This is a genomic window from Pseudomonas sp. GYB4201, assembly GCF_056312595.1.
This window is the reverse complement of sequence record NZ_JBWGIG010000009.1, coordinates 159,923-183,098: the sequence shown is the minus strand read 5'-3', so window position 1 is coordinate 183,098 and position 23,176 is coordinate 159,923. Positions and strand designations below refer to the sequence as shown.

At 63.7% G+C, this 23,176-nt stretch carries 19 protein-coding genes; 11 read left to right on the top strand and 8 right to left on the bottom strand.

Annotated features, from left to right (window positions below; all coding sequences use genetic code 11):
- Positions 1–6: 6 nt before the first annotated feature.
- The 4 genes from AC0Z2B_RS11280 to AC0Z2B_RS11265 all read left to right on the top strand — a co-directional run bounded on the left by AC0Z2B_RS11280 (position 7) and on the right by AC0Z2B_RS11265 (position 4,897).
- Positions 7–453, top strand: a complete 447-nt coding sequence (locus AC0Z2B_RS11280) for an N-acetyltransferase family protein (protein WP_476296689.1) — start codon at positions 7–9, stop codon at positions 451–453.
- 9 nt (positions 454–462) lie between these two features.
- Entirely contained in the window at positions 463–1,131 is a 669-nt protein-coding gene (locus AC0Z2B_RS11275) for a GNAT family N-acetyltransferase (RefSeq protein WP_476296687.1), read from the top strand.
- Positions 1,132–1,275: 144 nt separating this feature from the next.
- A complete protein-coding gene (locus tag AC0Z2B_RS11270) occupies positions 1,276–1,851 on the top strand; it encodes a hypothetical protein (protein WP_476296685.1) in 576 nt (191 codons plus the stop codon).
- 91 nt (positions 1,852–1,942) lie between these two features.
- Entirely contained in the window at positions 1,943–4,897 is a 2,955-nt protein-coding gene (locus tag AC0Z2B_RS11265) for an autotransporter outer membrane beta-barrel domain-containing protein (RefSeq protein WP_476296683.1), read from the top strand.
- A gap of 155 nt (positions 4,898–5,052) precedes the next feature.
- Here AC0Z2B_RS11265 and oadA read toward each other — a convergent pair whose 3' ends face one another.
- Together oadA and AC0Z2B_RS11255 are read right to left on the bottom strand one after the other, a co-directional pair.
- On the bottom strand, positions 5,053–6,861 hold the full coding sequence (gene oadA / locus AC0Z2B_RS11260) for a sodium-extruding oxaloacetate decarboxylase subunit alpha (RefSeq protein WP_416421619.1): 1,809 nt from the start codon (positions 6,859–6,861) through the stop codon (positions 5,053–5,055).
- An 11-nt stretch (positions 6,862–6,872) separates the two neighbouring features.
- Complete coding sequence (locus AC0Z2B_RS11255) at positions 6,873–8,288, bottom strand: acetyl-CoA carboxylase biotin carboxylase subunit (protein ID WP_473004937.1); 1,416 nt, start codon at positions 8,286–8,288, stop codon at positions 6,873–6,875.
- Positions 8,289–8,474: 186 nt separating this feature from the next.
- Between AC0Z2B_RS11255 and AC0Z2B_RS11250 the strand changes: the two genes are divergently transcribed.
- Positions 8,475–9,437: a LysR family transcriptional regulator gene (locus AC0Z2B_RS11250; RefSeq protein WP_476296681.1), complete on the top strand. Its 963-nt coding sequence runs from the start codon at positions 8,475–8,477 to the stop codon at positions 9,435–9,437.
- On the opposite strand, the gene AC0Z2B_RS11245 is transcribed toward AC0Z2B_RS11250, so the two are convergent.
- From AC0Z2B_RS11245 to AC0Z2B_RS11235, 3 genes are all read right to left on the bottom strand, one after another.
- Positions 9,379–9,597, bottom strand: a complete 219-nt coding sequence (locus AC0Z2B_RS11245; protein ID WP_473004939.1) for a PA3496 family putative envelope integrity protein — start codon at positions 9,595–9,597, stop codon at positions 9,379–9,381. The two genes, AC0Z2B_RS11250 and AC0Z2B_RS11245, sit on opposite strands and share 59 nt — an antisense overlap.
- A 187-nt stretch (positions 9,598–9,784) precedes the next feature.
- Positions 9,785–10,651 carry a transcriptional regulator HexR gene (hexR, locus tag AC0Z2B_RS11240; RefSeq protein WP_416421622.1) on the bottom strand — a complete coding sequence of 289 codons (867 nt, stop codon included), beginning with the start codon at positions 10,649–10,651 and terminating at the stop codon, positions 9,785–9,787.
- Between the two features lie 88 nt (positions 10,652–10,739).
- The gene (locus tag AC0Z2B_RS11235) at positions 10,740–13,637 is read right to left on the bottom strand and encodes an EAL domain-containing protein (protein WP_476296679.1); all 2,898 of its coding nucleotides are present in this window, start codon (positions 13,635–13,637) and stop codon (positions 10,740–10,742) included.
- Positions 13,638–13,798: 161 nt separating this feature from the next.
- Here AC0Z2B_RS11235 and uvrD point away from each other — a divergent pair, with 161 nt between their 5' ends.
- The 3 genes from uvrD to AC0Z2B_RS11220 all read left to right on the top strand — a co-directional run bounded on the left by uvrD (position 13,799) and on the right by AC0Z2B_RS11220 (position 17,546).
- Positions 13,799–15,982, top strand: a complete 2,184-nt coding sequence (uvrD, locus tag AC0Z2B_RS11230) for a DNA helicase II (protein ID WP_416421624.1) — start codon at positions 13,799–13,801, stop codon at positions 15,980–15,982.
- A gap of 188 nt (positions 15,983–16,170) precedes the next feature.
- The gene (locus tag AC0Z2B_RS11225) at positions 16,171–17,019 is read left to right on the top strand and encodes a Tim44 domain-containing protein (RefSeq protein WP_416421625.1); all 849 of its coding nucleotides are present in this window, start codon (positions 16,171–16,173) and stop codon (positions 17,017–17,019) included.
- Positions 17,020–17,138: 119 nt separating this feature from the next.
- Complete coding sequence (locus AC0Z2B_RS11220; RefSeq protein ID WP_416421626.1) at positions 17,139–17,546, top strand: SMI1/KNR4 family protein; 408 nt, start codon at positions 17,139–17,141, stop codon at positions 17,544–17,546.
- 102 nt (positions 17,547–17,648) lie between these two features.
- Here the strand turns inward: AC0Z2B_RS11220 and AC0Z2B_RS11215 are convergent, their stop codons facing one another.
- Complete coding sequence (locus AC0Z2B_RS11215) at positions 17,649–19,406, bottom strand: cation:proton antiporter (protein WP_476296677.1); 1,758 nt, start codon at positions 19,404–19,406, stop codon at positions 17,649–17,651.
- Between the two features lie 187 nt (positions 19,407–19,593).
- Between AC0Z2B_RS11215 and AC0Z2B_RS11210 the strand changes: the two genes are divergently transcribed.
- Both AC0Z2B_RS11210 and AC0Z2B_RS11205 read left to right on the top strand, forming a co-directional pair.
- Positions 19,594–20,076 carry an acyl-CoA thioesterase gene (locus tag AC0Z2B_RS11210; protein ID WP_476296675.1) on the top strand — a complete coding sequence of 161 codons (483 nt, stop codon included), beginning with the start codon at positions 19,594–19,596 and terminating at the stop codon, positions 20,074–20,076.
- A 134-nt stretch (positions 20,077–20,210) separates the two neighbouring features.
- A complete protein-coding gene (locus AC0Z2B_RS11205; protein ID WP_416421628.1) occupies positions 20,211–20,696 on the top strand; it encodes an acyl-CoA thioesterase in 486 nt (161 codons plus the stop codon).
- Positions 20,697–20,807: 111 nt separating this feature from the next.
- Here the strand turns inward: AC0Z2B_RS11205 and pdxY are convergent, their stop codons facing one another.
- Positions 20,808–21,680: a pyridoxal kinase PdxY gene (pdxY, locus tag AC0Z2B_RS11200; RefSeq protein ID WP_476296673.1), complete on the bottom strand. Its 873-nt coding sequence runs from the start codon at positions 21,678–21,680 to the stop codon at positions 20,808–20,810.
- 117 nt (positions 21,681–21,797) lie between these two features.
- Between pdxY and AC0Z2B_RS11195 the strand changes: the two genes are divergently transcribed.
- Positions 21,798–22,187, top strand: coding sequence for a DUF3301 domain-containing protein (locus tag AC0Z2B_RS11195; RefSeq protein WP_416421630.1), 390 nt, complete (start codon positions 21,798–21,800; stop codon positions 22,185–22,187).
- A gap of 36 nt (positions 22,188–22,223) precedes the next feature.
- Here the strand turns inward: AC0Z2B_RS11195 and AC0Z2B_RS11190 are convergent, their stop codons facing one another.
- On the bottom strand, positions 22,224–23,174 hold the full coding sequence (locus AC0Z2B_RS11190) for a CobW family GTP-binding protein (RefSeq protein WP_476296747.1): 951 nt from the start codon (positions 23,172–23,174) through the stop codon (positions 22,224–22,226).
- Positions 23,175–23,176: the final 2 nt, after the last annotated feature.

Genomic DNA, 23,176 nt, shown 5'->3' with positions numbered 1-23,176 from the left:
GCCACCATGTCATCCGTTGAAATTCGCCCGGTCACCGTAGCTGACAAGGAACACTGGTTGCCCCTGTGGCAAGGCTACCTGCGTTTTTACGAAACCGAGCTGGCACAGCAGGTCACCGACAGCACCTGGCAACGCCTACTCGACCCCGCCGAAACCACCAACGCCGCGCTGGCGTGGAAAGACGGGCGCGCCATCGGCATGGTCAACTTCATCTACCATCGTTCCAACTGGTCGATCGAGAACTCCTGCTACCTGCAGGACCTATTCGTCAGTGAAGAGGCGCGCGGGCTGGGCGTTGGGCGCAAGCTGATCGAGCATGTGTACACCACCGCGGCCGCCGCAGGCTGCGTCAAGGTCCACTGGCTGACCCACGAGACCAACGCCACCGCCATCCAGCTGTATGAACGCATCGCCGAACGCCCCGGCTTCATCCAATTTCGCAAAGCACTGTAGGATTTGACCATGTCCAACCCCGTTGTCGACTGGCAACCCGCCGTCGAACCCAGTGGCTCCACCTTGCAAGGCCGCTTCGTGCGCCTGGAAAAACTCGACGTCGGCCACCACGGCGACCAGCTGTGGGCTGCCCTGCAGGGCCCCGACCCGAAACTCTGGGACTACCTGCCCTACGGCCCTTTCACCGAGCGCGGGCTGTTCGATGCCTGGCTCAAGGGCCAGGCGGCCAGCAGCGATCCGTTGTTCTACACGGTCATCGACAGCACCACCGGCAAGGCCGAGGGCATCCTCAGCCTGATGTCCATCGTGCCGGAGCATGGCCGTATCGAGATCGGCCACGTGGCCTTCGGCGCGCCCATGCAGCGCACACCGAAAAGCACCGAGGCCGTGTACCTGCTGGCGAAGCTGGCGTTCGCCCTGGGCAACCGCCGCCTGGAGTGGAAGTGCAACAATGCCAATGCCCGCTCCAAGCAGGCCGCCGAGCGCCTGGGCTTCACCTTCGAAGGGGTGTTCTGGCAGCACATGATCGTCAAGGGCTGCAACCGCGACACGGCCTGGTATTCGATTACCGACGGCCAATGGCCGGCGGTGCATGCGGCGTTCGATGCCTGGCTGGCGGATGCCAACCAAGGTGCCGATGGCCAGCTCAAGAGCCTGAGCGAGCTGCGCACAGGTTAATCCTGCCGCCGGCCCCCGCTATCCCTTGGCGGAATGAATTCCAAATTTTTCCAAGCGCCCTTTCTGTTCACAGTTCGTCGAGTATTCGCACCGCAGCCCGCCACACCCGTGGCGGGCCCGTTTACTCAAGAAAGGGAAATCAATATGACCAAGCACGTAGAAGCTGCCAACTGGTGGCGCGTTCCTGAACCGCAAGTGAAACTCGACAAAACCTACTACAGCGTAATCGTCGATAACGGCGAGATGACCAAGGCCGTGCCCGATAGCAAGAACCGCTACCTGTTTTCCAACACACCGACTGGCGTAAAATCCTTGGCTATCGTGGGCACGGCGCTGCAGGTCCTGGAGTTGCTGGAGCGCTCGGCCAAGCAAAGCATTGCAAGTGACATCAAGGAACTGCCCAAGTTGTATATGGGCGTTTCGCTGTTTGAACCCAAGAAACGCTTTGAAGGGGTATTTGCGCTCAATCAGGTAGCGATGGATATCTTCACTTTCGGCATGAAAGTGTGGGGCAGCTACAAAGGCTCCAAGGCGGAGCAAATAGCGCGCTTCATCGCTGATTTGCTCAAGGCCAAAACCGCAAACAAACAAAAGGGCAACCTGCTGTACGTAAAATTCAGCTACCTGCCAGAAGAAGGTATGCGCGAGATTGGCAAATTGCAGGTGTCATGCAAGGACATCCAGCAGCTGATACTGGACCAGCTGCCTATTGAGAAATAAGCCGAATTATTTCAATTTGTACCTTTCAACATAATTGTAAACACCAACCGCTATATAGGACGGCCTCTCAATTACAAAAAGGCCGTCCGTCATGCCTCCTTCCCCGTCCCGCCTCGCCTGCGCCCTGTCCATTCTCAGCCTGGGGATAACTCAAGCCAACGCTACGGTCATCAGTGCGCCCACCACCGATTCGCAGACGTTGACCGGGGAAAAGACCCTGACCGTGACCAGCACCGGCAGCATCACCACCAGCGGCAAGGCGGTGAGCCTCAAGGACCCCACCACCGGCAACGGCGTGGTTGTGGATAACGCCGGCAGCATCATCTCCACAGGTGGCCGCGCCATCGACAGCAGCGGCAGCGAGACCGCGGGGCGCATCTACAGCTTCACCAACCGTGCCGGTGGCCTGATCCAGGGCTACGACGACGCCCTGCGCATCAACAGCAACTTTCCCACAGGCAGCGTGCTGATCGACAACAGCGGCACTATCCGCTCCAGTACCGGCCAAGGCATCGATCTGGACAGCCTGCGCAGCGCTGGCACCACCACGACCATCATCAACCGCGAAGGCGGCTTGATTCGCGGCGACGCCAGCGACGGCATGAAGACCGGCGGCAATGCGACGATCATCAACTACGGAGAGATATCCACAGGCGATTCGCTCACCGATGCGCAGAAATACGATGGCGTGGATATCGATTCGGCCACCGGCGTGACTGTGTATAACTACGGCACTATCAGCGGTGGCCGGCATGGAATTACCACTGACCTGGGGGCCACGCTCTACAACTACGGCGAACTCACGGGCCGCAATGGCTCAGGCTTCGGCTCGGACGGCGACGGCACTGTGTATAACTTTGGCACCATCACCGGGGCGTACGCGGGCCTGAAAGCCAACGGCGATGGCGACGGTGTGGATATCGATGGCATTGGCCATGTGGAAAACCACGGCACCATCCAGGGCGCGGGCGCCGGGGGTGTGGATAAGAATGGCTTCGCCAACGGCAGCGAGGGCATCGCCATGGGTGGCGGCTATATCTACAACGCCAACGGCGCGCTGATCAGCGGCGCCAACAACGGCATCCTGGTGGATGACGGCAGCGGTGGCTCAGGCGCGGGGGCCCTGACCCTGATCAACCAGGGCACCATCCGGGGCCTGGACGGCTTTGGCATTCAGCTGGTGGGCGAATTCGACGACAAGGTCACCAACGCCGGCCTGATCAGCGGCAGCAACGGCCTGGCCCTGGACCTTGGCGGCGGCAATGACACCCTCACCCTGCTCAGCGGCAGCCGCTTCGAGGGCCTGGTGGACGCTGGCAGCGGCTACGACCGGGTGGTGATGGACGATGCCAGCGGCGGCAGTTTCGGCGCCAGCCGCAATTTCGAATGGCTGCAGGTGAACCAGGGCACCTGGACCCTGACCGGCACCGGTGACTTCAGCGACGGCGGCGAGATATCCACAGGCGCCACGCTGATCAACCAAGGCGGTATCGCTGGCACCCTGACCGTGGACAACGGTGGCACCTACGCCGGCGGCGGCAGTGTCGGCAACCTGCTGGTGAACGGCACCCTGCTGACCAGCACCGCGCTGGGCACTGCCAGCATCGCCGGCAACCTGACCTTCGGCAGCGGCGCTACCCTGGCCTATGGCGTGAACGCCGACGGCACCAGCGCCCCCGTGCAGGTGGGCGGCACCGCCACGCTCACCGGCGCCACGCTTGAAGTGGTGCCCAGCACTGGCGACTACCCCTGGAAAAGCCATTACACGGTGCTTGAGGCCGGCACCATCGAAGGCACCTTCGCCAAGGTCACCAGTGACTACGCGTTCCTGACCCCAACCCTGAGCTATACCGCCACCCAGGTCGGGCTGGACTACAACCGCAACGACATCGCCTTCAGCGATTACGCCACCACGGGCAACGGCGCCAGCGCCGCACGCAGCCTGGGTGGGCTGGACCAGAACAGCACGCTGTACAACGCACTGCTCAACACCTCCACCCGCACGGCTTCCGCCGCCATCGAGCAACTGGCGGGCGGCAGCAACGCCAGCCTGGCCGCGGCCACCCTGAGCGGCAGCGCCCAGGTGGGCAGCACCATGCTCGCGGCCATGCAGCAGATGGGCGGCACCGCCGGCCTACTGGTGGGCCTGAACGACAAGGACACGCCGGCCCTGGCCGCCAACGGCGTACCGGACAGCGCCCGCAACCTCAACGACCCCAACGCCCAGGGCCGCCTATGGCTGCAAGGGCTGGGCAGCTACGGCAAGCTGGACGGCAAGGACGGCGCCAGCGCCCTCACCCAGCGCACCAAGGGCAGCGTGATCGGCGCCGACTGGGCTGCCGCCCCGGCCTGGCGCCTGGGTGTGCTGGGCGGTTATTCGAAGACTGACCTGGACACCAGCGGCGTCGAGGGTTCGGTGGACAGCTGGCACCTGGGCGCCTATGCCCTGCGCCAGGACGGGCCGCTGGCGCTGCGCCTGGGCGCCGCCTACAGCCACCACGATGGCCGCAGCCGCCGCAGCGTGGCGTTCGATGGCTTTACCGACAGCCCCAAGGGCGATTACAACGCCGACAGCCAGCAGGCCTTCGCCGAATTGGGCTACAGCCTGGGCAGCGGCCGCCTGAGTGCCGAACCTTTCGCCACCCTGGGCTACCAGCGCTACCACCGCGACGCCTATCAGGAGAAAGGCGGCGCCGCGGCGCTGGATGTCAGCGCCCAGACCCAGGACAACATCAGCAGCACCTTCGGCGTACGCGTGGCGCACCTGGGCACCCTGGCCAACGGCATGAGCATTACCCCGCGGGCCAGCCTGGGCTGGCGGCATACCTATGGGGATGTGGACAGCGAGACGCGCCAGGCCTTCCTGTCCGGCGGCAGCGGTTTCAGCGTGCAGGGTACGGCGCTGGACCGCGACAGCCTGCTGGCCGAGGCCGGGCTGGACGTGGGCATTACCGCGCGGCAGACGCTGGGCTTTGGATACAGCGGGGAATATGGCAGCAACAGCCGCAATCACGCCGTCATCGGCCAATGGCAACTGAAGTTCTGAACCTGTAGCCGCTGCCGTCAGGCTGCGCTGGTCCTGGCGTACGCTGCGCATCTCCAGCGAGGCATGGGGCCAGCGCAGCCTGCGGCAGCGGCTACCGGGTTGCGTGCAGCAGAATAAAAAAGGGAGGCCGAAGCCTCCCAGAGGTTAAACGTTGATCAACCCACGATCTCGATCAGAATCTCGCCCGGGTTCACCCGGTCGCCCTTGGCGATGTGGATGGCGGTCACCTTGCCGGCGATAGGTGCCTGCACTTCGGTCTCCATCTTCATCGCTTCAGTGATCAGCAGCGCCTGGCCGGCCTTGACGGTGTCGCCTTCCTTGACCAGCACATCGACGATGTTGCCCGGCATGGTGGTGCTGACGTGACCCGGCTCGCTGGCCTGCTTGCGCTTGCCAATGCCGCCGCCGACGAATTCGTTGAGCGGCTCGAACACCACTTCTTCCGGCATGCCATCGATGGACAGGTAGAAGTGGCGCTTGCCTTCGGCCTTCACGCCCACGCCGGTGATGTCCACGCGGTAGGTTTCGCCGTGCACGTCGATGACGAACTCGGTAGGCACGCCCTCGCCGCTGGCCGAAGGCGCCTTGCCCGGCTCAGGAATCGGCAGCAGCACTTCAGGGGTGAGCTTGCCGGCAGCGCGTTCCTCGAGGAACTTGCGGCCAATGTCCGGGAACATAGCGTAAGTGAGCACGTCTTCTTCAGAGGTCGCCAGGGTGCCGATTTCGCCGCGCAGGCGCACCATCTCGGGCTTGAGCAGGTCGGCCGGGCGCACGTCGATCACTTCTTCGCTGCCGATGGCCTGGCGGCGCAGCTGCTCGTTGACCTGGCCAGGGGCCTGGCCGTAGCCGCCCTGCAGGTACAGCTTCACCTCGTTGGTGATGGTCTTGTAGCGCTCGCCGGCCAGCACGTTGAAGAACGCCTGTGTACCAACGATCTGCGAGGTCGGCGTCACCAGCGGCGGGAAGCCCAGGTCTTCGCGAACGCGCGGGATCTCGGCCAGCACTTCGTTCATGCGGTTGAGGGCGCCCTGCTCCTTGAGCTGGTTGGCCAGGTTGGAAATCATCCCGCCCGGCACCTGGTTGACCTGCACCCGGGTATCGACGGCGGTGAATTCGCTTTCAAACTGATGATATTTCTTACGCACGGCGTAGAAGTACAGGCCGATTTCCTGCAGCAGCTCCAGGCTCAGGCCGGTGTCGAACTCGCTGCCTTTCAGCGCCGCAACCATGGACTCGGTGCCAGGGTGGCTGGTGCCCCAGGCGAAGCTGGAGATGGCAGTGTCGATATGGTCGGCGCCGTTTTCCACTGCTTTCAGCTGGCACATGGCGGCCAGGCCGGCGGTGTCGTGGGAGTGGATGAACACCGGCAGCGACTGCTCGGCCTTCAGCGCGCGCACCAGTTCGCCGGTGGCGTACGGGGTCAGCAGGCCAGCCATGTCCTTGATGGCGATGGAGTCGCAGCCCATGGCTTCCATCTTTTTGGCCTGGGCCACGAACGCGTCGATGGTGTGCACCGGGCTGGTGGTGTAGGCAATGGTGCCCTGGGCGTGCTTGCCCGCAGCCTTCACGGCCTCGATGGCCACGCGCAGGTTACGCACGTCGTTCATGGCGTCGAAGATGCGGAACACGTCGATGCCGTTGACCGCGGCCTTGGCCACGAACGCCCGCACCACGTCGTCGCTGTAGTGGCGGTAGCCCAGCAGGTTCTGGCCACGCAGAAGCATTTGCAGGCGGGTGTTGGGCAAGGCGGCGCGCAGCTTGCGCAGGCGCTCCCACGGGTCTTCCTTGAGGAAGCGCACGCAGGCGTCGAAGGTAGCGCCGCCCCAGACTTCCAGCGACCAGTAGCCGACCTTGTCGAGCTTGTCGCAGATGGGCAGCATGTCTTCGGTGCGCATGCGGGTCGCCAGCAGGGACTGGTGGGCGTCGCGCAGGATTGTGTCGGTAACGAAGATTTTCTTGGACATTATGGGGTTCCTCACAGGCCTGCGTGGGCGGCGATGGCGGCGGCGATGGCCAGGGCCAGCTCTTCGGGTTTGCGCTTGATCGAGTAGTTGGTCAGCTCAGGGTGGGCTTCGACGAAGCTGGTGTTGAACTGGCCGCTACGGAATTCGGGGTTGCGAAGGATTTCCTGGTAGTACGCGGCGGTGGTCTTCACCCCCTGCACGCGCATGTCGTCCAGGGCCCGCAGGCCGCGGTCCATGGCTTCTTCCCAGGTCAGGGCCCACACCACCAGTTTCAGGCACATCGAGTCGTAAAACGGCGGGATGGTGTAGCCGGTGTAGATCGCCGTGTCGGTGCGCACGCCCGGGCCGCCGGGGGCGTAGTAGCGGGTGATCTTGCCGAAGCTGGGCAGGAAGTTGTTCTTCGGGTCCTCGGCGTTGATGCGGAACTGCAACGCAAAGCCACGGTGATGAATGTCTTCCTGTTTCACCGACAACGGCAGGCCGGAGGCCACGCGAATCTGCTCGCGGACGATGTCGATGCCGGTAATTTCCTCGGTAATGGTGTGTTCCACCTGCACCCGGGTGTTCATTTCCATGAAGTACACCTCGCCCTCGGCGAGCAGGAACTCCACGGTGCCGGCGTTCTCGTAGCCCACGGCCTTGGCGGCGCGCACGGCCAGGTCGCCGATGTAGGCACGCTGCTCGGGGGTGAGCTGCGGGCTGGGGGCGATCTCGATGAGCTTCTGGTTCCGGCGCTGGATCGAGCAATCGCGCTCGAACAGGTGCACCACGTTGCCGAAGCTGTCACCCAGGATCTGCGCCTCGATGTGCTTGGGATTGACGATGCATTTTTCCAGGAACACTTCCGCCGAGCCGAAGGCCTTGGTGGCTTCGGAAATCACGCGAGGGAAGTTCTGCTCCAGCTCTTCGCGGCTGTTGCAGCGGCGGATACCACGGCCGCCGCCACCGGAAGTGGCCTTGAGCATCACCGGGTAACCGATGCGGTCGCCTTCGGCCAAGGCTTCCTCGATGTCGGCGACGTTGCCTTCGGTGCCCGGGGTGACCGGCACGCCGGCCTTGATCATGCTGCGGCGGGCTTCGGTCTTGTCACCCATGCGGCGGATGACTTCGGCCGAAGGGCCGATGAATTTGATGCCGCGTTCGGCGCAGATGTCAGCCAGCTCGGCGTTTTCCGAGAGGAAACCGTAACCGGGGTGCAGGGCATCGCAGCCGGTTTCCACCGCCAGGTTCACCAGCTTGCGCGGGTTCAGGTAACCGGCCAGTGGCTCGGCGCCAATGCTGTGGGCCTCGTCGGCACGTTTCACGTGCAGGGCGTGGCGATCGGCGTCGGAATAGATCGCGACGGAGCGAATGCCCATCTCGGCGCAGGCACGCACGATTCGTACGGCAATTTCACCACGGTTGGCGATCAGGATCTTTTTTATCACTTGGATGTTCCTCGACCGTTGACTAACAGACCGGCAAAACCGGTCGGCGCATGACCCGGCCCGCTCGGCCAGTCGCACCTTCACAGTAGCGCCGTGTAACAATTAACAAAAATCAATATTTGTTAGGTCAGCCATAAAGGAAGCCTTATAGTCAGGCGACCATGGCGCGGCAACGAGGACTACATCATGCGTAAGTCATTGATGCGTATGACATTACGGCAACTTCAGATCTTCAACGAAGTCTGCGACCTACGGTCGTACAGCCGCGCTGCAGAGGAAATGTCGCTGACCCAGCCCGCGGTCAGCCTGCAAATTCGCCAGCTGGAAGAGCTGGTTGGCCAGCCATTGTTCGAATATGTGGGCAAAAAACTCTATTTGACCGAGGCAGCCGAGGCGCTGCAGCGCGCCAGCCGCGACATCTTCGGGCGCCTGGAAAGCTTCGACATGCAGCTGTCGGACATGCAGGGCTCGCTGCAAGGCCAGCTGAAACTGGCAGTGGAGTCCAGCGCCAAGTACTTCGTGCCGCACCTGTTCGCCGCGTTCAAGCGCCAACACCCTGAGGTCAACCTTAGCCTGACCGTGTGCAACCGTGCACAGGCCATCCGTCGCCTGTCGGATAACCGCGACGACCTGATCATCATGTCGATGGTGCCCCAGGACATGGGGCTGGAATTCATGCCGTTCCTCAACAACCCTATCGTCGCCGTGGCGCCGCCGGATCACCCGCTGTGCAAGCTGGAACGCCTGCGCCTGCAGGACCTGGAGCCGCACACGCTGTTGATGCGCGAGCAGGGCTCGGGCACGCGCAAGGCCTGCGAGGAGTATTTCAAGGAGAAGCGCGTGCACTTCACCCAGACCATCGAGGTGGCCAACGCCGACGCCCAGCGCGAAAGCGTCATCGCCGGGCTTGGCCTGGCCCTGTTGACCCGCCATGCGTTGAACATGGAGTTGGCCACGGGGGTGCTCAAGGAACTACCGGTCGAAGAACTGCCGCTTTATCGCAGTTGGTGCATCGTGCAGGCCAAGGCCAAGCGGCTATCGCCGGTGGCACTGGCCTTTCAGGCGTTCATCCGCATGGAACGGGCGCAGATCACCGCCCTGGCTGAACGTTTTTCTGGACGTTTGCCGACGTTGCCTGCCAGTAGTTGATGGATTCCATATCGGGAAAATCAGAGATTTCCTGCAGCAGGCGGCGCTGCTCGGAGTAGCTTTCGATTGCGCGGCGGAATTCCATGCGGCGCTGGTCTTCCTGCTGGCGCTTGGTCTTGTTGGTGCCTTGGTCCTGCGAGCCATCGAAGTAACGAGCCATTGCGTCTCTCCCAGTTCGAGTGCGGGGACTTCAGACTGGGCCTGGGCGGTTACGATTTGTGGGCGCGGGGATGACGGTTCAATGAAACCTTGTAGCCGCTGCCGAAGGCTGCGCTGGCCCTGATGGTCACTGAAAATTTCCAGTGTATTCAGGGGCCAGCGCAGCCTGCGGCAGCGGCTACGGCGCTTCAGTCGTCGAGGGCTTTGACCGACTTGGGCGACAAGCGCAGGCTGCGCAAGCTGCGCTTCACGCTCTTGAGGTGGTTGACCAGGCTCGGGCCGCGCGCCATGGCCACGCCCATGGCCAGCACGTCGATCACTACCAGGTGAGCGATGCGCGAGGTCAGCGGGGTGTAGATCTCGGTGTCTTCATGCACGTCGATGGCCAGGTTCACCGTGGACAGCTCGGCCAACGGCGTCTGGCTGGGGCACAGGGTGATCAGCGTGGCGCCGCTTTCGCGCACCAGGTTGGCGGTGATCAGCAGGTCCTTGGAGCGCCCCGACTGCGAGATGCAGATGGCCACGTCGCCGGGCTTAAGGGTCACGGCCGACATGGCCTGCATGTGCGGGTCGGAATAGGCCGCGGCGGTCAGCAGCAGGCGGAAGAACTTGTGCTGGGCGTCGGCCGCCACTGCGCCGGACGCGCCAAAGCCGTAGAACTCGACGCGCTGGGCCTGGGCCATGGCGGTCACCGCGCGCTGCAGCGCCTGCGGGTCGAGGTGCTCGCGCACCTCCATCAGGGTGTGCAGGGTGGTGTCGAAGATCTTCAGGCTGTAGTCGGCTACCGAGTCGTCTTCATGAATGGCGAACTGGCCGAAACTGGCACCGGCGGCCAGGCTCTGCGCCAGCTTGAGCTTGAGGTCCTGGAAGCCCGAGCAGCCGATCGCACGGCAGAAACGCACGATGGTCGGCTCGCTGATGCCAACGTTGTGGGCAAGGTCCGCCATGGAGCTGTGCATCACGGCCGCGGGGTCGAGCAGCACGTGGTCGGCGACTTTAAGCTCCGACTTGCGTAACAGGTGGCGAGACTGGGCGATGTGTTGCAACAGGTTCAATGGAGGAGACTCGTTCAGGATCGGAAGACCGATGTAGCTTTCTTGTAGTTATACTACATGACCTGCGACACGCCCAGCTAAACGATAGTCAAGTTCGCGAATGAACCTGGCCAAGCTGCCCGCGATAATCCGGGTCTTGCTCCAGCAACCCGCCAAAAGCCTGGGCTTCCACCGGTTTGCTGATCAGGTAACCCTGGATTTCGTCACACCCATGAGCGTTCAAAAACGAAAGTTGCTCGTGCGTTTCAACACCTTCAGCCACCACTTTCAGTTGCAGGCTGTGGGCCATGGCAATGATGGCGCGGGTGATGGCCGCATCTTCACTACCTTCGGCCAACCCGCGAATGAAGGCCTGGTCGATCTTCACGTAATCTACCGGGAAGCGCTTGAGGTAGCTCAGGGAAGAGTAGCCGGTTCCGAAGTCGTCGATGGCAAGTTTAATCCCCAAGGCCTGCAACTGGTGGAAGGTGGCAATGATGTGCTCGACGCTGTCCAGCAATTGGCTTTCGGTCAGCTCCAGCTCGAGGAATTGCGGTGCCAGCCCGGTGTCGCTGAGCACCTGGCGCACCAGGCTGACCAGCTTGCCCTGGCGCAGCTGGTGCACGGACAGGTTCACTGACACGCGAATGGGCGCCAGGCCCTGGCGCTGCCATTCGCAGGCCTGCCAGCAGGCCTGGCGCAGCACCCATTCGCCGATGGGCACGATCAGGCCGGTCTCCTCGGCCAGGCCGATGAAGTCCCCGGGCGGAATCATGCCCATGGCCGGGTGACGCCAGCGCACCAGGGCTTCGGCGCCATTGAGGCGGCCGGTGGCCAGGCACAGCTTGGGCTGGTAGTAGACCTCCAGCTGCTGCTCGTCGATGGCCTTGCGCAGTTGCTGTTCCAACTGCAGGCGCTCCAGGGTGCTGGCCTGCAAGCTCTCGGTGTAGAACTGGAAGTTGTTGCCGCCCAGGTGCTTGGCGTGTTGCATGGCCATGATCGCCTGGCCCACCAGCGCCGAGACGTCGCGCGCGTTGTCGGGCAGCAGGCTGATGCCGATGGAAGCGCTGACGACCAATTCCTGGTGCTCGATCATCTGCGGCACGCGCAGCTTGGCCAGCAGCCGGCTGGTCACCCGGGCCAGGCTGGACAGGTTGGCATAGGCGTCGAACAGCACCGCGAATTCGTCGCCAGACAGCCGCGCGATGGTGTCGGCCTCGGGCAGGGCACTGCTGATGCGCCGCGCCATCTGCTTGAGCAACTGGTCAGCGGCCTCATGGCCCATGGTCTCGTTGAGCAGCTTGAAGCGGTCCAGGTTGATGTGCAGCAGCGCCAGGCTGCGGCCGCCCTGGCGCACGCGCTGGTTGGCTTCCTGCAGGCGCTCGCGGAACAGCGCGCGGTTGGCAAGGCCGGTCAGCTCGTCGTAATGGGTGAGGAAGCGCATGCGCTCCTCGGACTCGCGCCGGGCGGACAGGTCGGCGCAGAAGGCGATGACATTGCTGATGTTGCCGCGATGGTCGCGCACCACGCTCAGTTGCAGCCACTGCGGGTACAGCTCGCCATTCTTGCGCGCCTCCACCAGCTCGCCTTGCCACTGGCCGGCCTGGTGCAGGGCTTCGTCGATCTGCCGATGATGACGGCGCGCGTCACGGCTGCATGGCAGCTCGACCACGTTGCGCCCCAGCACTTCTTCGCGCGAGTAACCGGTGACCTTGATAAAGGCCTCGTTCACCGACAGCACGGCATAGTCGCTGTCGAGAATGATGATGCCTTCGCTGGCCGCCTCGAACACCATCGCCGACAACCGCTGCTGGTCTTCATGGGCCTTGCTGGCGCTGATGTCACGCCGCGTGCCGAGCATGCGCAGGACCTTGCCGGTTTCCCCGCGCTCCACCGCGCGCCCGCGGTCTTCTATCCAGCGCCAGCGGCCGTCGCTGTGACGCACGCGGTACTCAATGCGGTAATCCTCGGTGCGGCCCTTCATGTGTTCCACCAGGGTGCGCTTGAGGTGTGGCACATCCTCCGGGTGCAGGCGCGGCTTGAGGTGGCGCAGCATGGCGGTGACGTACTCCGGGTCCAGGCCGAACAGCTGCTGCACGTGGGTATGGTGCACTTCGTCGGACTGCAGGTCCCAGTCCCACAGCCCCAGTTCGCTGGCCTCCAGCGCCAGCGCCAGGCGCGCCTCGCTCTTGCTCAGCGCCTGGTTGGCCAGGTCCAGCTCGTGGCTGCGTTGGGCCACCCGGGCTTCCAGCCCGGCCTGGGCCTCGCGCAGTTCGCCTTCGGCGCGCCGGCGCTGGTCCACCTCGCGGGCCAGTTCCTGGTTCAGCCGCGCGCTGGCGGCCTGGGCGTGCTGCAGGTTTTCGATCAGGTCCTGGTTCTGGAAGCGGCGGATCAGCCCGCGCTCGATCAGGCGGTTGACCTGCCAGGCCACCACCACCAGCGCCCCCAGCAGGATCAGGCCCAGCCAGCCCCAACCGTGCTGCGCGCCGCTGCCGATCAGGAACAGGCAGCCGATGGGCGGCAACAGGCAGGGCAAGGCGAAGCTGAGGAAGGCCGGCAGGCTGACGGCATACGCCACGCTGGCCGACAGCGTGGCCGCCCCCAGCAGCCCGAACACCCAGGCCTGCTGGACGAAGCTGTCGGTGGGCACCAGCAGGATGGCGGCGCCAGCCAGGGTCAGGCCACTGACGAACGAGCCGAACAGGAACATGCGCAGCCACACCGGCTGCGACTGCCGGTCGGGAATGGCCGAATCGAAGGCGGCCACCTGGATGACCCGCATGGCCACCAGCGCGGTCAGCCACACCAGCCACACGCTCACCAGCACATAGTGCTGGGGCTCCCACAGCAGCCAGGCGCAGACCAGGCCGTTGGCGAGCATCAGCAAGGTGGGCAGCAAGGAGCCCTGGTACAGCAGGCGCGTGCGCTCGACCGCCAGTTGCGCGGCGTATTTGCGGCGTATATCCCGTTGCCCCTCCGTGGAAGCAGGACCTGAAGCGAGTGTCATAGGCAATATTCTTATTAATGTGCGGAGCCTGAACGTGCAGCGAGCATACACAAGCCCGCCGCCCCGCCACAGCCCCCGCGCAAACAGATGAAAGAGGTTATTTATCGACCGCTCGAACGCCGGGTTTGCTCCAATCTTGTCCAGCACCCTAAAATGGCCGGATGCGCGATGACCTCTCCCTTCTGCTGAATTCCCTCAACGATGCCCAACGGCAGGCCGTAGCGGCCCCGGTTGGCCGTCAGTTGGTCCTGGCCGGTGCTGGTTCCGGTAAAACCCGAGTGCTGGTGCACCGTATCGCCTGGTTGATCCAGGTCGAACAGGCGTCCCCGCACTCCATCCTGTCGGTGACCTTCACCAACAAGGCCGCAGCCGAGATGCGCCAGCGCATCGAGCAGCTGATGGGCATCAACCCGGCCGGCATGTGGGTGGGCACCTTCCACGGCCTGGCCCACCGCCTGCTGCGGGCCCACTGGCAGGAAGCGAACCTGAACCAGAACTTCCAGATCCTCGACAGCGACGACCAGCAGCGGCTGGTCAAGCGGGTGATCCGCGAGCTGGGCCTGGACGAACAGCGCTGGCCTGCCCGCCAGGCGCAATGGTTCATCAACGGCCAGAAGGACGAGGGGCTGCGCCCGCAACACATCCAGGCCAGCGGCGACCTGTTCCTGGGCACCATGAAGTCGATCTACGAGGCCTACGAAGCGGCCTGCGCCCGTGCCGGCGTGATCGACTTCTCCGAGCTGCTGCTGCGCGCCCTGGACCTGTGGCGCGACCACCCCGGCCTGCTGCAGCATTACCAGCGCCGCTTCCGCCACCTGCTGGTGGACGAGTTCCAGGACACCAACGCCGTGCAGTACGCCTGGCTGCGCCTGCTGGCGCAGGGCGGCGACAGCCTGATGGTGGTGGGCGACGACGACCAGTCCATCTATGGCTGGCGTGGCGCGAAAATCGAGAACATTCACCAGTACTCCGCGGACTTTCCCGATGTGGAAACCATCCGCCTGGAGCAGAACTACCGCTCCACCGCCGGCATCCTCAAGGCTGCCAACGCCCTGATCGCCAACAACACCGGGCGCCTGGGCAAGGAGCTGTGGACAGACGGCGGCGACGGCGAACCGCTGAGCCTGTACGCAGCCTTCAACGAACACGACGAAGCGCGCTATGTGGTGGAAACCATCGAGGCGGCGATCAAGACCGGCATGTCGCGCAGCGACATCGCCATCCTGTACCGCTCCAACGCCCAGTCGCGGGTGCTGGAAGAGGCCCTGCTGCGCGAACGCATCCCGTACCGCATCTATGGCGGCCAGCGCTTCTTCGAGCGTGCCGAAATCAAGAACGCCATGGCCTACCTGCGCGTGCTGGAAGGCCGCGGCAACGACGCCGCGCTGGAACGCATCATCAACGTGCCGCCGCGCGGCATCGGCGAGAAGACCGTCGAGGCGATCCGCGACCACGCCCGTCATGCCGAGATTTCCATGTGGGAATCCATGCGCCAGCTGGTGGCCAACAAGGGCCTGACCGGCCGCGCCGGCAATGCCCTGGGCGCGTTCATGGAGCTGATCGAGAACCTGGCCGCCAAGGTCATGGAGATGCCCCTGCACCTGATGACCCAGACCGTCATCGAGCAGTCGGGGCTGATCATCTATCACCAGGAAGAAAAAGGTGAAAAGGGCCAGGCACGGGTAGAAAACCTTGAGGAACTGGTCAGCGCCGCGCGCAACTTCGAGACCGCCCCGGAGGACGAGGAGCTGACGCCCCTGGCGGCCTTCCTTGGCCACGCGTCGCTGGAAGCCGGCGACACCCAGGCCGACGAGCACGAGGACAGCGTGCAGTTGATGACCCTGCACAGCGCCAAGGGCCTGGAGTTCCCCCACGTGTTCCTGGTGGGCATGGAAGAAGGCCTGTTCCCGCACAAGATGAGCCTGGAAGAGCCCGGCCGCCTTGAAGAGGAACGCCGCCTGGCCTACGTGGGCATCACCCGCGCCATGCAGCAGCTGGTGATGACCTACGCCGAGACTCGCCGCCTGTACGGCAGCGAGACCTACAACAAGGTCTCGCGTTTCGTGCGCGAAATTCCCGGCGGGCTGATCCAGGAAGTGCGGCTGTCCAATAGCGTCAGCCGCCCGTTCGGCTCGGGCCAGAAGCAGAACTCCAGCAGCCTGTTCGGCGGCGCCAGCATTCCGCAGACCGAGTTCACCCTGGGCCAGCGCGTGGCACACTCGGTGTTCGGCGAAGGCGTGATCCTCAACTTCGAGGGCTCCGGCGCCCAGGCCCGGGTGCAGGTCAACTTCGCCGAAGGCAGCAAGTGGCTGATGCTCGGCTACGCCAAGCTCGAAGCGCTGTGATCCTTTCCTGACGCGGCCTGCGGCCGCTGCTACGGTGTCTGTAGCAGCGGCCGCAGGCCGCGTCAGCGGGCACCCCGCATCACGCGTGATTGTTTCCCCCTGTAAAAGCTCGAAACACTATGTCACTGGCCATGGCCTGCCCATCTGTGCAACATGGCCTCAGTGCAATCCACAACGGGAATTCCCTTATGCAACGTTTTCTGAGCATCGCCCTGGCGCTGTGCATCGGCCTGACGATGAGTATCGACGCTCACGCCAAGCGCTTTGGCGGCGGCAAGTCGTTCGGCAATGCGCCGACGCACCAGTCGGTCACCCCTTCTTCCTCCGGCGCTGCCGGTGCAGGCGCCGCCGGCATGGCCGGGCGTGCAGCCCCTGCCGCCGGTGGCGCTTCGAAATGGCTGGGCCCACTGGCCGGCATCGCCGCCGGTGGCCTGCTGGCCTCCATGTTCATGGGTGGCGGCTTCCAGGGCATGCAGATCTTCGACATCCTGATCATGGCGGTCATCGCCTTCGTGATCTTCCGCTTCATCGCCGCCCGTCGGCGCAAGCAGCAGGAGCACCTGGCTCCGGCTGGCGCACCGTTCCAGCGTGAAGCCTTCGAGCAGCCTGCCCAGCCGATCTTCGGCAGCTCGGGTGGCCAGCCGGTTCGCCCGGTCATCCACGCCCCGGCCTGGTTCAACGAACAGAGCTTCCTGAACGCCGCCCGCAGCCACTTCGAAGCGCTGCAGCAGCACTGGGACGCCAACGAGATGGACAAGATCGCCGAGTTCGTCACCCCGCAGATGCTGCAGTTCCTGCGTCAGGAACGCGCCAGCCTGGGCGACGGCTTCCAGTCCACCATCATCGACAACCTGCAAGTGCAGCTCGATGGCGTGGACGACCGCGCCGACAAGACCATCGCCACCCTGACCTTCAGCGGCGTGTCCAAGACCTCGCGCTTTGACCAGGGCGAAGTGTTCAGCGAAAGCTGGAACATGGAACGTCCGCAGGGCGACAACCAACCTTGGCTGATTGCCGGGATTCGCCAGAACGGCTGATCCACCGGTATTGCACGCCCGAACCCCGGCCCAGGCCGGGGTTTTTCATTTTTAACATTGCGAAAATATCCAGCTAATGTATAAACCGCACCGCGCAATTCGTTGAGAGGAAATACATCGTGGAAGAAGTGATCGAACAACTCCGGGAAGCCAATGAACCGGTACCCGTTCCACTCGAGTTGCCCGATGAGGACCAACTGGTCGAGGTTGAAGAGCAGCTGTTCATCAACATCCCGTTCGTCTTCAAGGAATTCCTGTTGACCGTCAGCGACGTGGTCTACGGCAGCCTCGAGCCCGTGACCGTCACCGACCCGCAGTCCCACACCTACCTGCCGGAAGTGGCGGCCAACGCCTGGGACGCCGGCGTGCCGCGCGACCTGATCCCTATCTGCCAGGACGGTGATGACTACTACTGCGTCGAGGAAGACGGCACCGTGGTGCTGTGGTCCGGCGAAGAAGAGCTGGTCACCGAGGAAAGCTGGGAGTCGGTGTGGCACTGGGCGCGGGACGTCTGGCTGGAAAGCTGATCCCCTTGTAGCCGCTGCCGAAGGCTGCGCTGGCCCGGTGCCCCACTGTAGATATCCAGTGTACTCGGAGCCCAGCGCAGCCTGGCGGCAGCGGCTACAGCGCTAGTGGCCGTCGGCGTTGTTGCCCAAGGTATCCAGCAACGCCACCTGCATGCGCGTGTGCACGCGTATGAACCAGCGCCATAGCACCGCCGCCACCGCCGCGGCCACCAGGCCCACCACTACCAGCAGCTCGCTGGTGGGCAGGATGCTGGCCGACAGCGCCGCCAGCAGCAGGAAAATCACCAGCAGCGACACCAGCGGGATCACCTCGGCGATCACCCGCCGCACCCGCTCGGTGTGCCTGCCCGCCATCTCCGGCTTCACTCCCATCTCCGCCAGCAACATCGACAGCGCCTTGAGCTTGCGGTAAGCAGCAATCAGGAACGCCAGGGACAGCAGCAGCGCCGCGCCCCAGATCAACGCGTTGTGCCAGCGTGCCTCGCTTACCCACGCCTGCAGGTGCACGGAGATAGGCTCGGCGAAATAGGCCGCGCTGAAGAAGATACCCATCACCAGCGCCAGGTTCACCCCCACCTGCAGCAGGATGCGCCGTATCAACGTCGCCAGCAGCGCGCCCTGCCCCTGGGGTTGAATGCTGCGCAGCCATTCGCCATAGAGGCCGAACACCCGCGCCATGCGCACTGGCACCCAGCCGGCGAGTTTTTCCGACAGCGGGTCGGCGGCGCGGATCAGGTAAGGGGTGGATAACGTGGTCAGCGCCGAGACGGCCACCGCCACTGGGTAGAGGAAATCGCTGGTCACCTGCAGGGTCATGCCCAGGGCGGCGATGATGAAGGAGAACTCGCCAATCTGTGACAGCCCCATGCCCACTCGCAACGAGGTGCGGCCGTCGTTGCCGGCGATGAAAGCGCCCAGGCCGCAGGAAATCATCTTGCCCAGCACCACGGCAACGGTGATGACGGCGATCGGCCAGGCGTACTGCACCAGGATGGCGGGGTCGATCATCAGGCCGATGGCGACGAAGAAGATAGCGCTGAACATGTCGCGGATCGGCTCTATCAGCCGCTCGATCTTCAACAGCTGCCGGGACTCGGCCATGATCGCGCCGATCAGGAAGGCGCCCAGCACCATGCTGTATTCCAGCTTCACCACCAGCAGGCAGAAGCCGAAGCACAGGCCCAGGACCGTCACCAGCAGCATCTCGTTGCTCTCGAATTTCGCCACGTAGGCCAGCAGCCGGGGCACCAGCAGGATGCCCACCACCAGCGCCACGATCATGAACAGCGACAGCTTGCCGACCGTGGAGAACACTTCGCCGGAGCTGACCGAACCGCTGACCGCTATGCCCGACAGCAGCGCGATGATGCCGATGCCCAGGATGTCCTCGACGATGAGCACGCCGAAGATCAGCTGCGCGAAGCGCTGGTTCTTCATCTTCAGGTCGTTCAGCGCCTTGACGATGATGGTGGTGGACGAAATCGCCAGGATGGCCCCCAGGAACAGCGAGTCCATGGCGCTCCAATCAAACCAGCGGCCAATCTCGTAGCCGATCCAGATCATCAGCACGATTTCCAAAAAGGCGGCGATGAACGCGGTGGCTCCGACCTTGAACAACTTACGCAGGCTGAACTCCAGGCCAAGGCAGAACATCAGGAAGATGACCCCCAGCTCGGCCAGGGTCTTGATGGTGTCTTCGTCGTGGATCAACCCGAACGGTGGAGTGTGGGGACCGATGACGAAGCCGGCGACGATGTAGCCCAGCACCACCGGTTGTCGCAGCCGGTGGAAAATTACCGTGACCACGCCGGCAATCAGCATGATGACTGCCAGGTCCTGGATGAAACTGATGGCATGCATGGGCTGATCTCCTTGATGGCGGCTGCGAATCCTCAGATTAACATCGGGAAACGATCGAACAGGCCGGCGCAACAAGTCGAAACAGATCCTCTGGAAAAACTGTCGGCGAGGCAGCTTTGCCCTCTGGCGAGCCACTGGACCGGGAGCTAGCGTTGGCGTCCCAATCGCCAACAAAGGCAGCACAATCATGGAAGATTTGCCCACTGAACTCAGCATCACCTTGCTGATGACCCCCAGCATGGCCAACTTCGCCGGCAACGTGCACGGCGGCACCATCCTCAAGTACCTGGACGAGGCAGCCTATGCCTGCGCCAGCCGCTATTCAGGCCTTTACGTGGTGACCCGCTCGGTAGACCATGTGGTGTTCCGCGAACCTGTTCGCGTTGGCGAGCTGGTCACCTTCCTGGCAGCGGTCAACCACACGGGCCGCACCTCCATCGAGGTAGGCATCAAAGTGATGACCGAGAACATCCGGGCACGCACGGTGCGTCACACCAACAGCTCCTTCTTCACCATGGTGGCGCTGGATGACGACCGCAAGCCCACCGCCGTGCCGGCGCTGCGCCCCGGCAACGAGGAACAGCGGCGCCGATATGCGCAAGCCTTGCAGCGGCGCAAGATTCGCCAGGAGATCGAGGAGCGCTATCGCCAGATCAAGGAAGGCGAGTAACCGCCCAGGCACGGATGGCTGGCTGTGACGCCAAGGCAATGGCCTGCGTCCCGACATAGATGGATTTGCCCAAGCGGGCAGCTGCCAACATAGGTGGCGCCCGTTAACTACAGCAACATTACCGTGAGCGCACTATGGAACCCGGAAACGCCCAGTTGTCGATGACTGTTCTGATGACCCCGGACATGGCCAACTTTTCAGGCAATGTGCACGGCGGCACTTTGCTCAAGTACCTCGACGAAGTCGCCTACGCCTGCGCCAGCCGCTATGCCGGCCGCTACGTGGTGACCCTGTCGGTGGACCAGGTGATTTTTCGCGAGCCGATTCACGTCGGCGAGCTGGTGACGTTCCTGGCGTCGGTGAACTACACCGGCAACACCTCCATGGAGGTGGGCATCAAGGTGGTCACCGAGAACATCCGTGAACGCTCGGTGCGCCACACCAACAGCTGCTTCTTCACCATGGTGGCCGTCGACGACCAGCGCAAGCCTGCCCAGGTGCCGCGCCTGGAGCCGCAGACCAGCGAAGAGAAACGCCGCTTCGTGCAGGCCCAGCAGCGCCGCCAGATCCGCCAGGAACTGGAAAAGCGCTACCAGGACATCAAGGACGACGGGCTGTAAAATTCTGTAGCCGCTGCCGCAGGCTGCGCTGGCCCTGCGGCTCACTGGGTATCTCCAGCACAGACAAAGGCCAGCGCAGCCTGGCGGCAGCGGCTACGGGGTCGTGACGCTTCAGAAGGCCAGGCGCTGCGCCTCGAAGCGCAGCCGTGGGTGCACGATGCGGTCCTGGGCCCGCACCAGCTCGAGTTCGTAGCTGGCGCAGGCCTGGGTTTCCAGCAGCACCTCATGCACGGCCGCAGCGGCGAACTCGAACGCCGCCACCTTGCTGTCACCCAGCAGCAGGCGCGCCAGGAACAACCCCGAGGTCAGGTCACCCACGCCTACCGGCTGGCGCGGGAAGGCCAGCAGCGGCCGGCGCAGGTGCCAGCTGCCTTCGGCGGTGACCAGCAGCATTTCGAAGTCCTCGGCAGCCTTGCCGGGGTACGCCAGGTGCTTGACCACCACGGCCTTGGGGCCGCGTTCCAACAGCGAGCGGGCCATGCCCACGCAATCTTCCAGCGACTGCGCCAGGCGGCCACAGAAGGTATTCAGCTCAAGCTGGTTAGGGCACACCAGGTCAGCCACGGCCACCGCTTCGTCGAGCAGGAACTCGCTGACCTCAGCGGGCACGATGCAGCCCTTCTCCGGGTGGCCCATGACCGGGTCGCACAGGTACAAGGCGTTGGGGTTGGCAGCCTTGACCTTGCGCACCACTTCCAGGATCGCCCGGCCCTGGGCAGCGCTGCCCAGGTAGCCGCTGAGCACGGCATCACAGTTGCCCAGCTCACCAATCGTCGCAATCCCTTCCACCAGTGCCGGAATTTGCGCTGGCGCCAACACTTCTCCGGCCCACTGGCCATACTGAGTGTGATTGGAGAACTGCACGGTGTTCAGTGGCCATACGTTGACCCCCACGCGTTGCATGGGGAACACCGCGGCGCCGTTGCCGGCATGGCCAAACACCACGTGCGACTGGATGGCGAGCAGGTGTGGAGTACGTTTCATGCAAATATCCCGCAGCGGTATCTGATTTTCGAGGGGCGCAGTATGGCGCCAAATACCGTCTGTACGACAGACCGACGTCGCAGTTAAGCTGGGCACACCTAGTTGGAGCATTCCTCGATGTTTACCCTCGGAAATCTGTTTGTGCTGATGGTGCTGGGCGCAGGCGCGGCCTGGCTGTGGCATAACCATGGCCTGCGCGAGCGGGCGCTGGAACGGGTCAAGCAGCATTGCGCCAAGCTGGACCTGGAATTGCTCGACGAGAACGTGGCATTCAAACGCTTCGGCTTCGTGCGCGATGCCAACGGCCGTCGCCGTTTTGCCCGTGTGTATAACTTTGAATTCACCGTGACCGGGGAGCAGCGTCACCCGGGCACCATCACCCAATTCGGCGGGCACGCAGTGCAGATCGAACTGGCGCCCTACCCGTTCGAGATCAAGACCCAGCCCACCGCCGAGGTCATCGAGATGGACCAGTGGCGGCAGGAGCACAAACGCTGGCGGCCTTGAGCTGCCGATGGCTGTGACGCGGCCTTGCGGCCGCTGCTACAGGCATTGCCTCAGGCCTTGCTCCAGGGCCTGTTCATCCTGCGCATGATCGAAGATCAACTCCACGCGCGAATCCTTGCGCCACTCGCTGGCGCGCCATTCCGGCACATTTTTATCCACAGCGTTGAATGACAGCCACCCACGGTCGCTGTGCACAACTCCTTTCGCCCGCCGCCAGGCCATTGTGGATAACCACATTTCCAGCTTCCGCGCATCGAACACCCGGTCCGGATGCCAGCGCCAGCCCATGCTCCAGCCCCCTTCGCCGTTATGCACAGCCCTGATCGGAACCTGCGGGTCTATCCACAGAAAAACCGGCTCCACGGGCGCTTTCGGCAGTTTATCCACAGCCCCAGAAAGCGTCTCGACTGTTCTCAATTCACTAATGGGCAGGTATCCAGCCTCTGTAAAATATATTGGAATATCAATAACTTGCGATTTTATCCACATTATTTTTTCCACAGCCAGCGCAGCTGACTTATTCACAACCACCAAGCCCATGCTGCCCAGCGCCTGCTGCTGGGCCTCCGGGAGAAGTTGTCCACAGGCCAGCGCCTGGCCGTCCAGCACCATGATCGGTGGTTGCACGGCCAGCACCCCGCGCCATGGCGCCTCGCGCAGCTGCGCCAGCAGTTGCAGCGGATGGCCCAGGCCCGAGGGTTCAATGAACAGCCGGTGCGGCTTGGCCTTGCGCAGCAGCCGGGCAAGGCCCACCTGGAACGGCGCGCCGTTGACGCAGCACAGGCAGCCTCCCGCCACCTCGCCCAGTGCGATACCATCGTCCGCGGTGCTCAACAACGCGGCGTCCAGGCCGACCTCGCCGAACTCGTTGATCAACACCGCCCAACGCTCCCCTGCAGGGCGCTGTGCCATCAGCTGGCGGATCAAGCTGGTCTTGCCGGCACCCAGGGGCCCGGCGATGACGTGAGTGGGTATGTTCTCAAGCATCA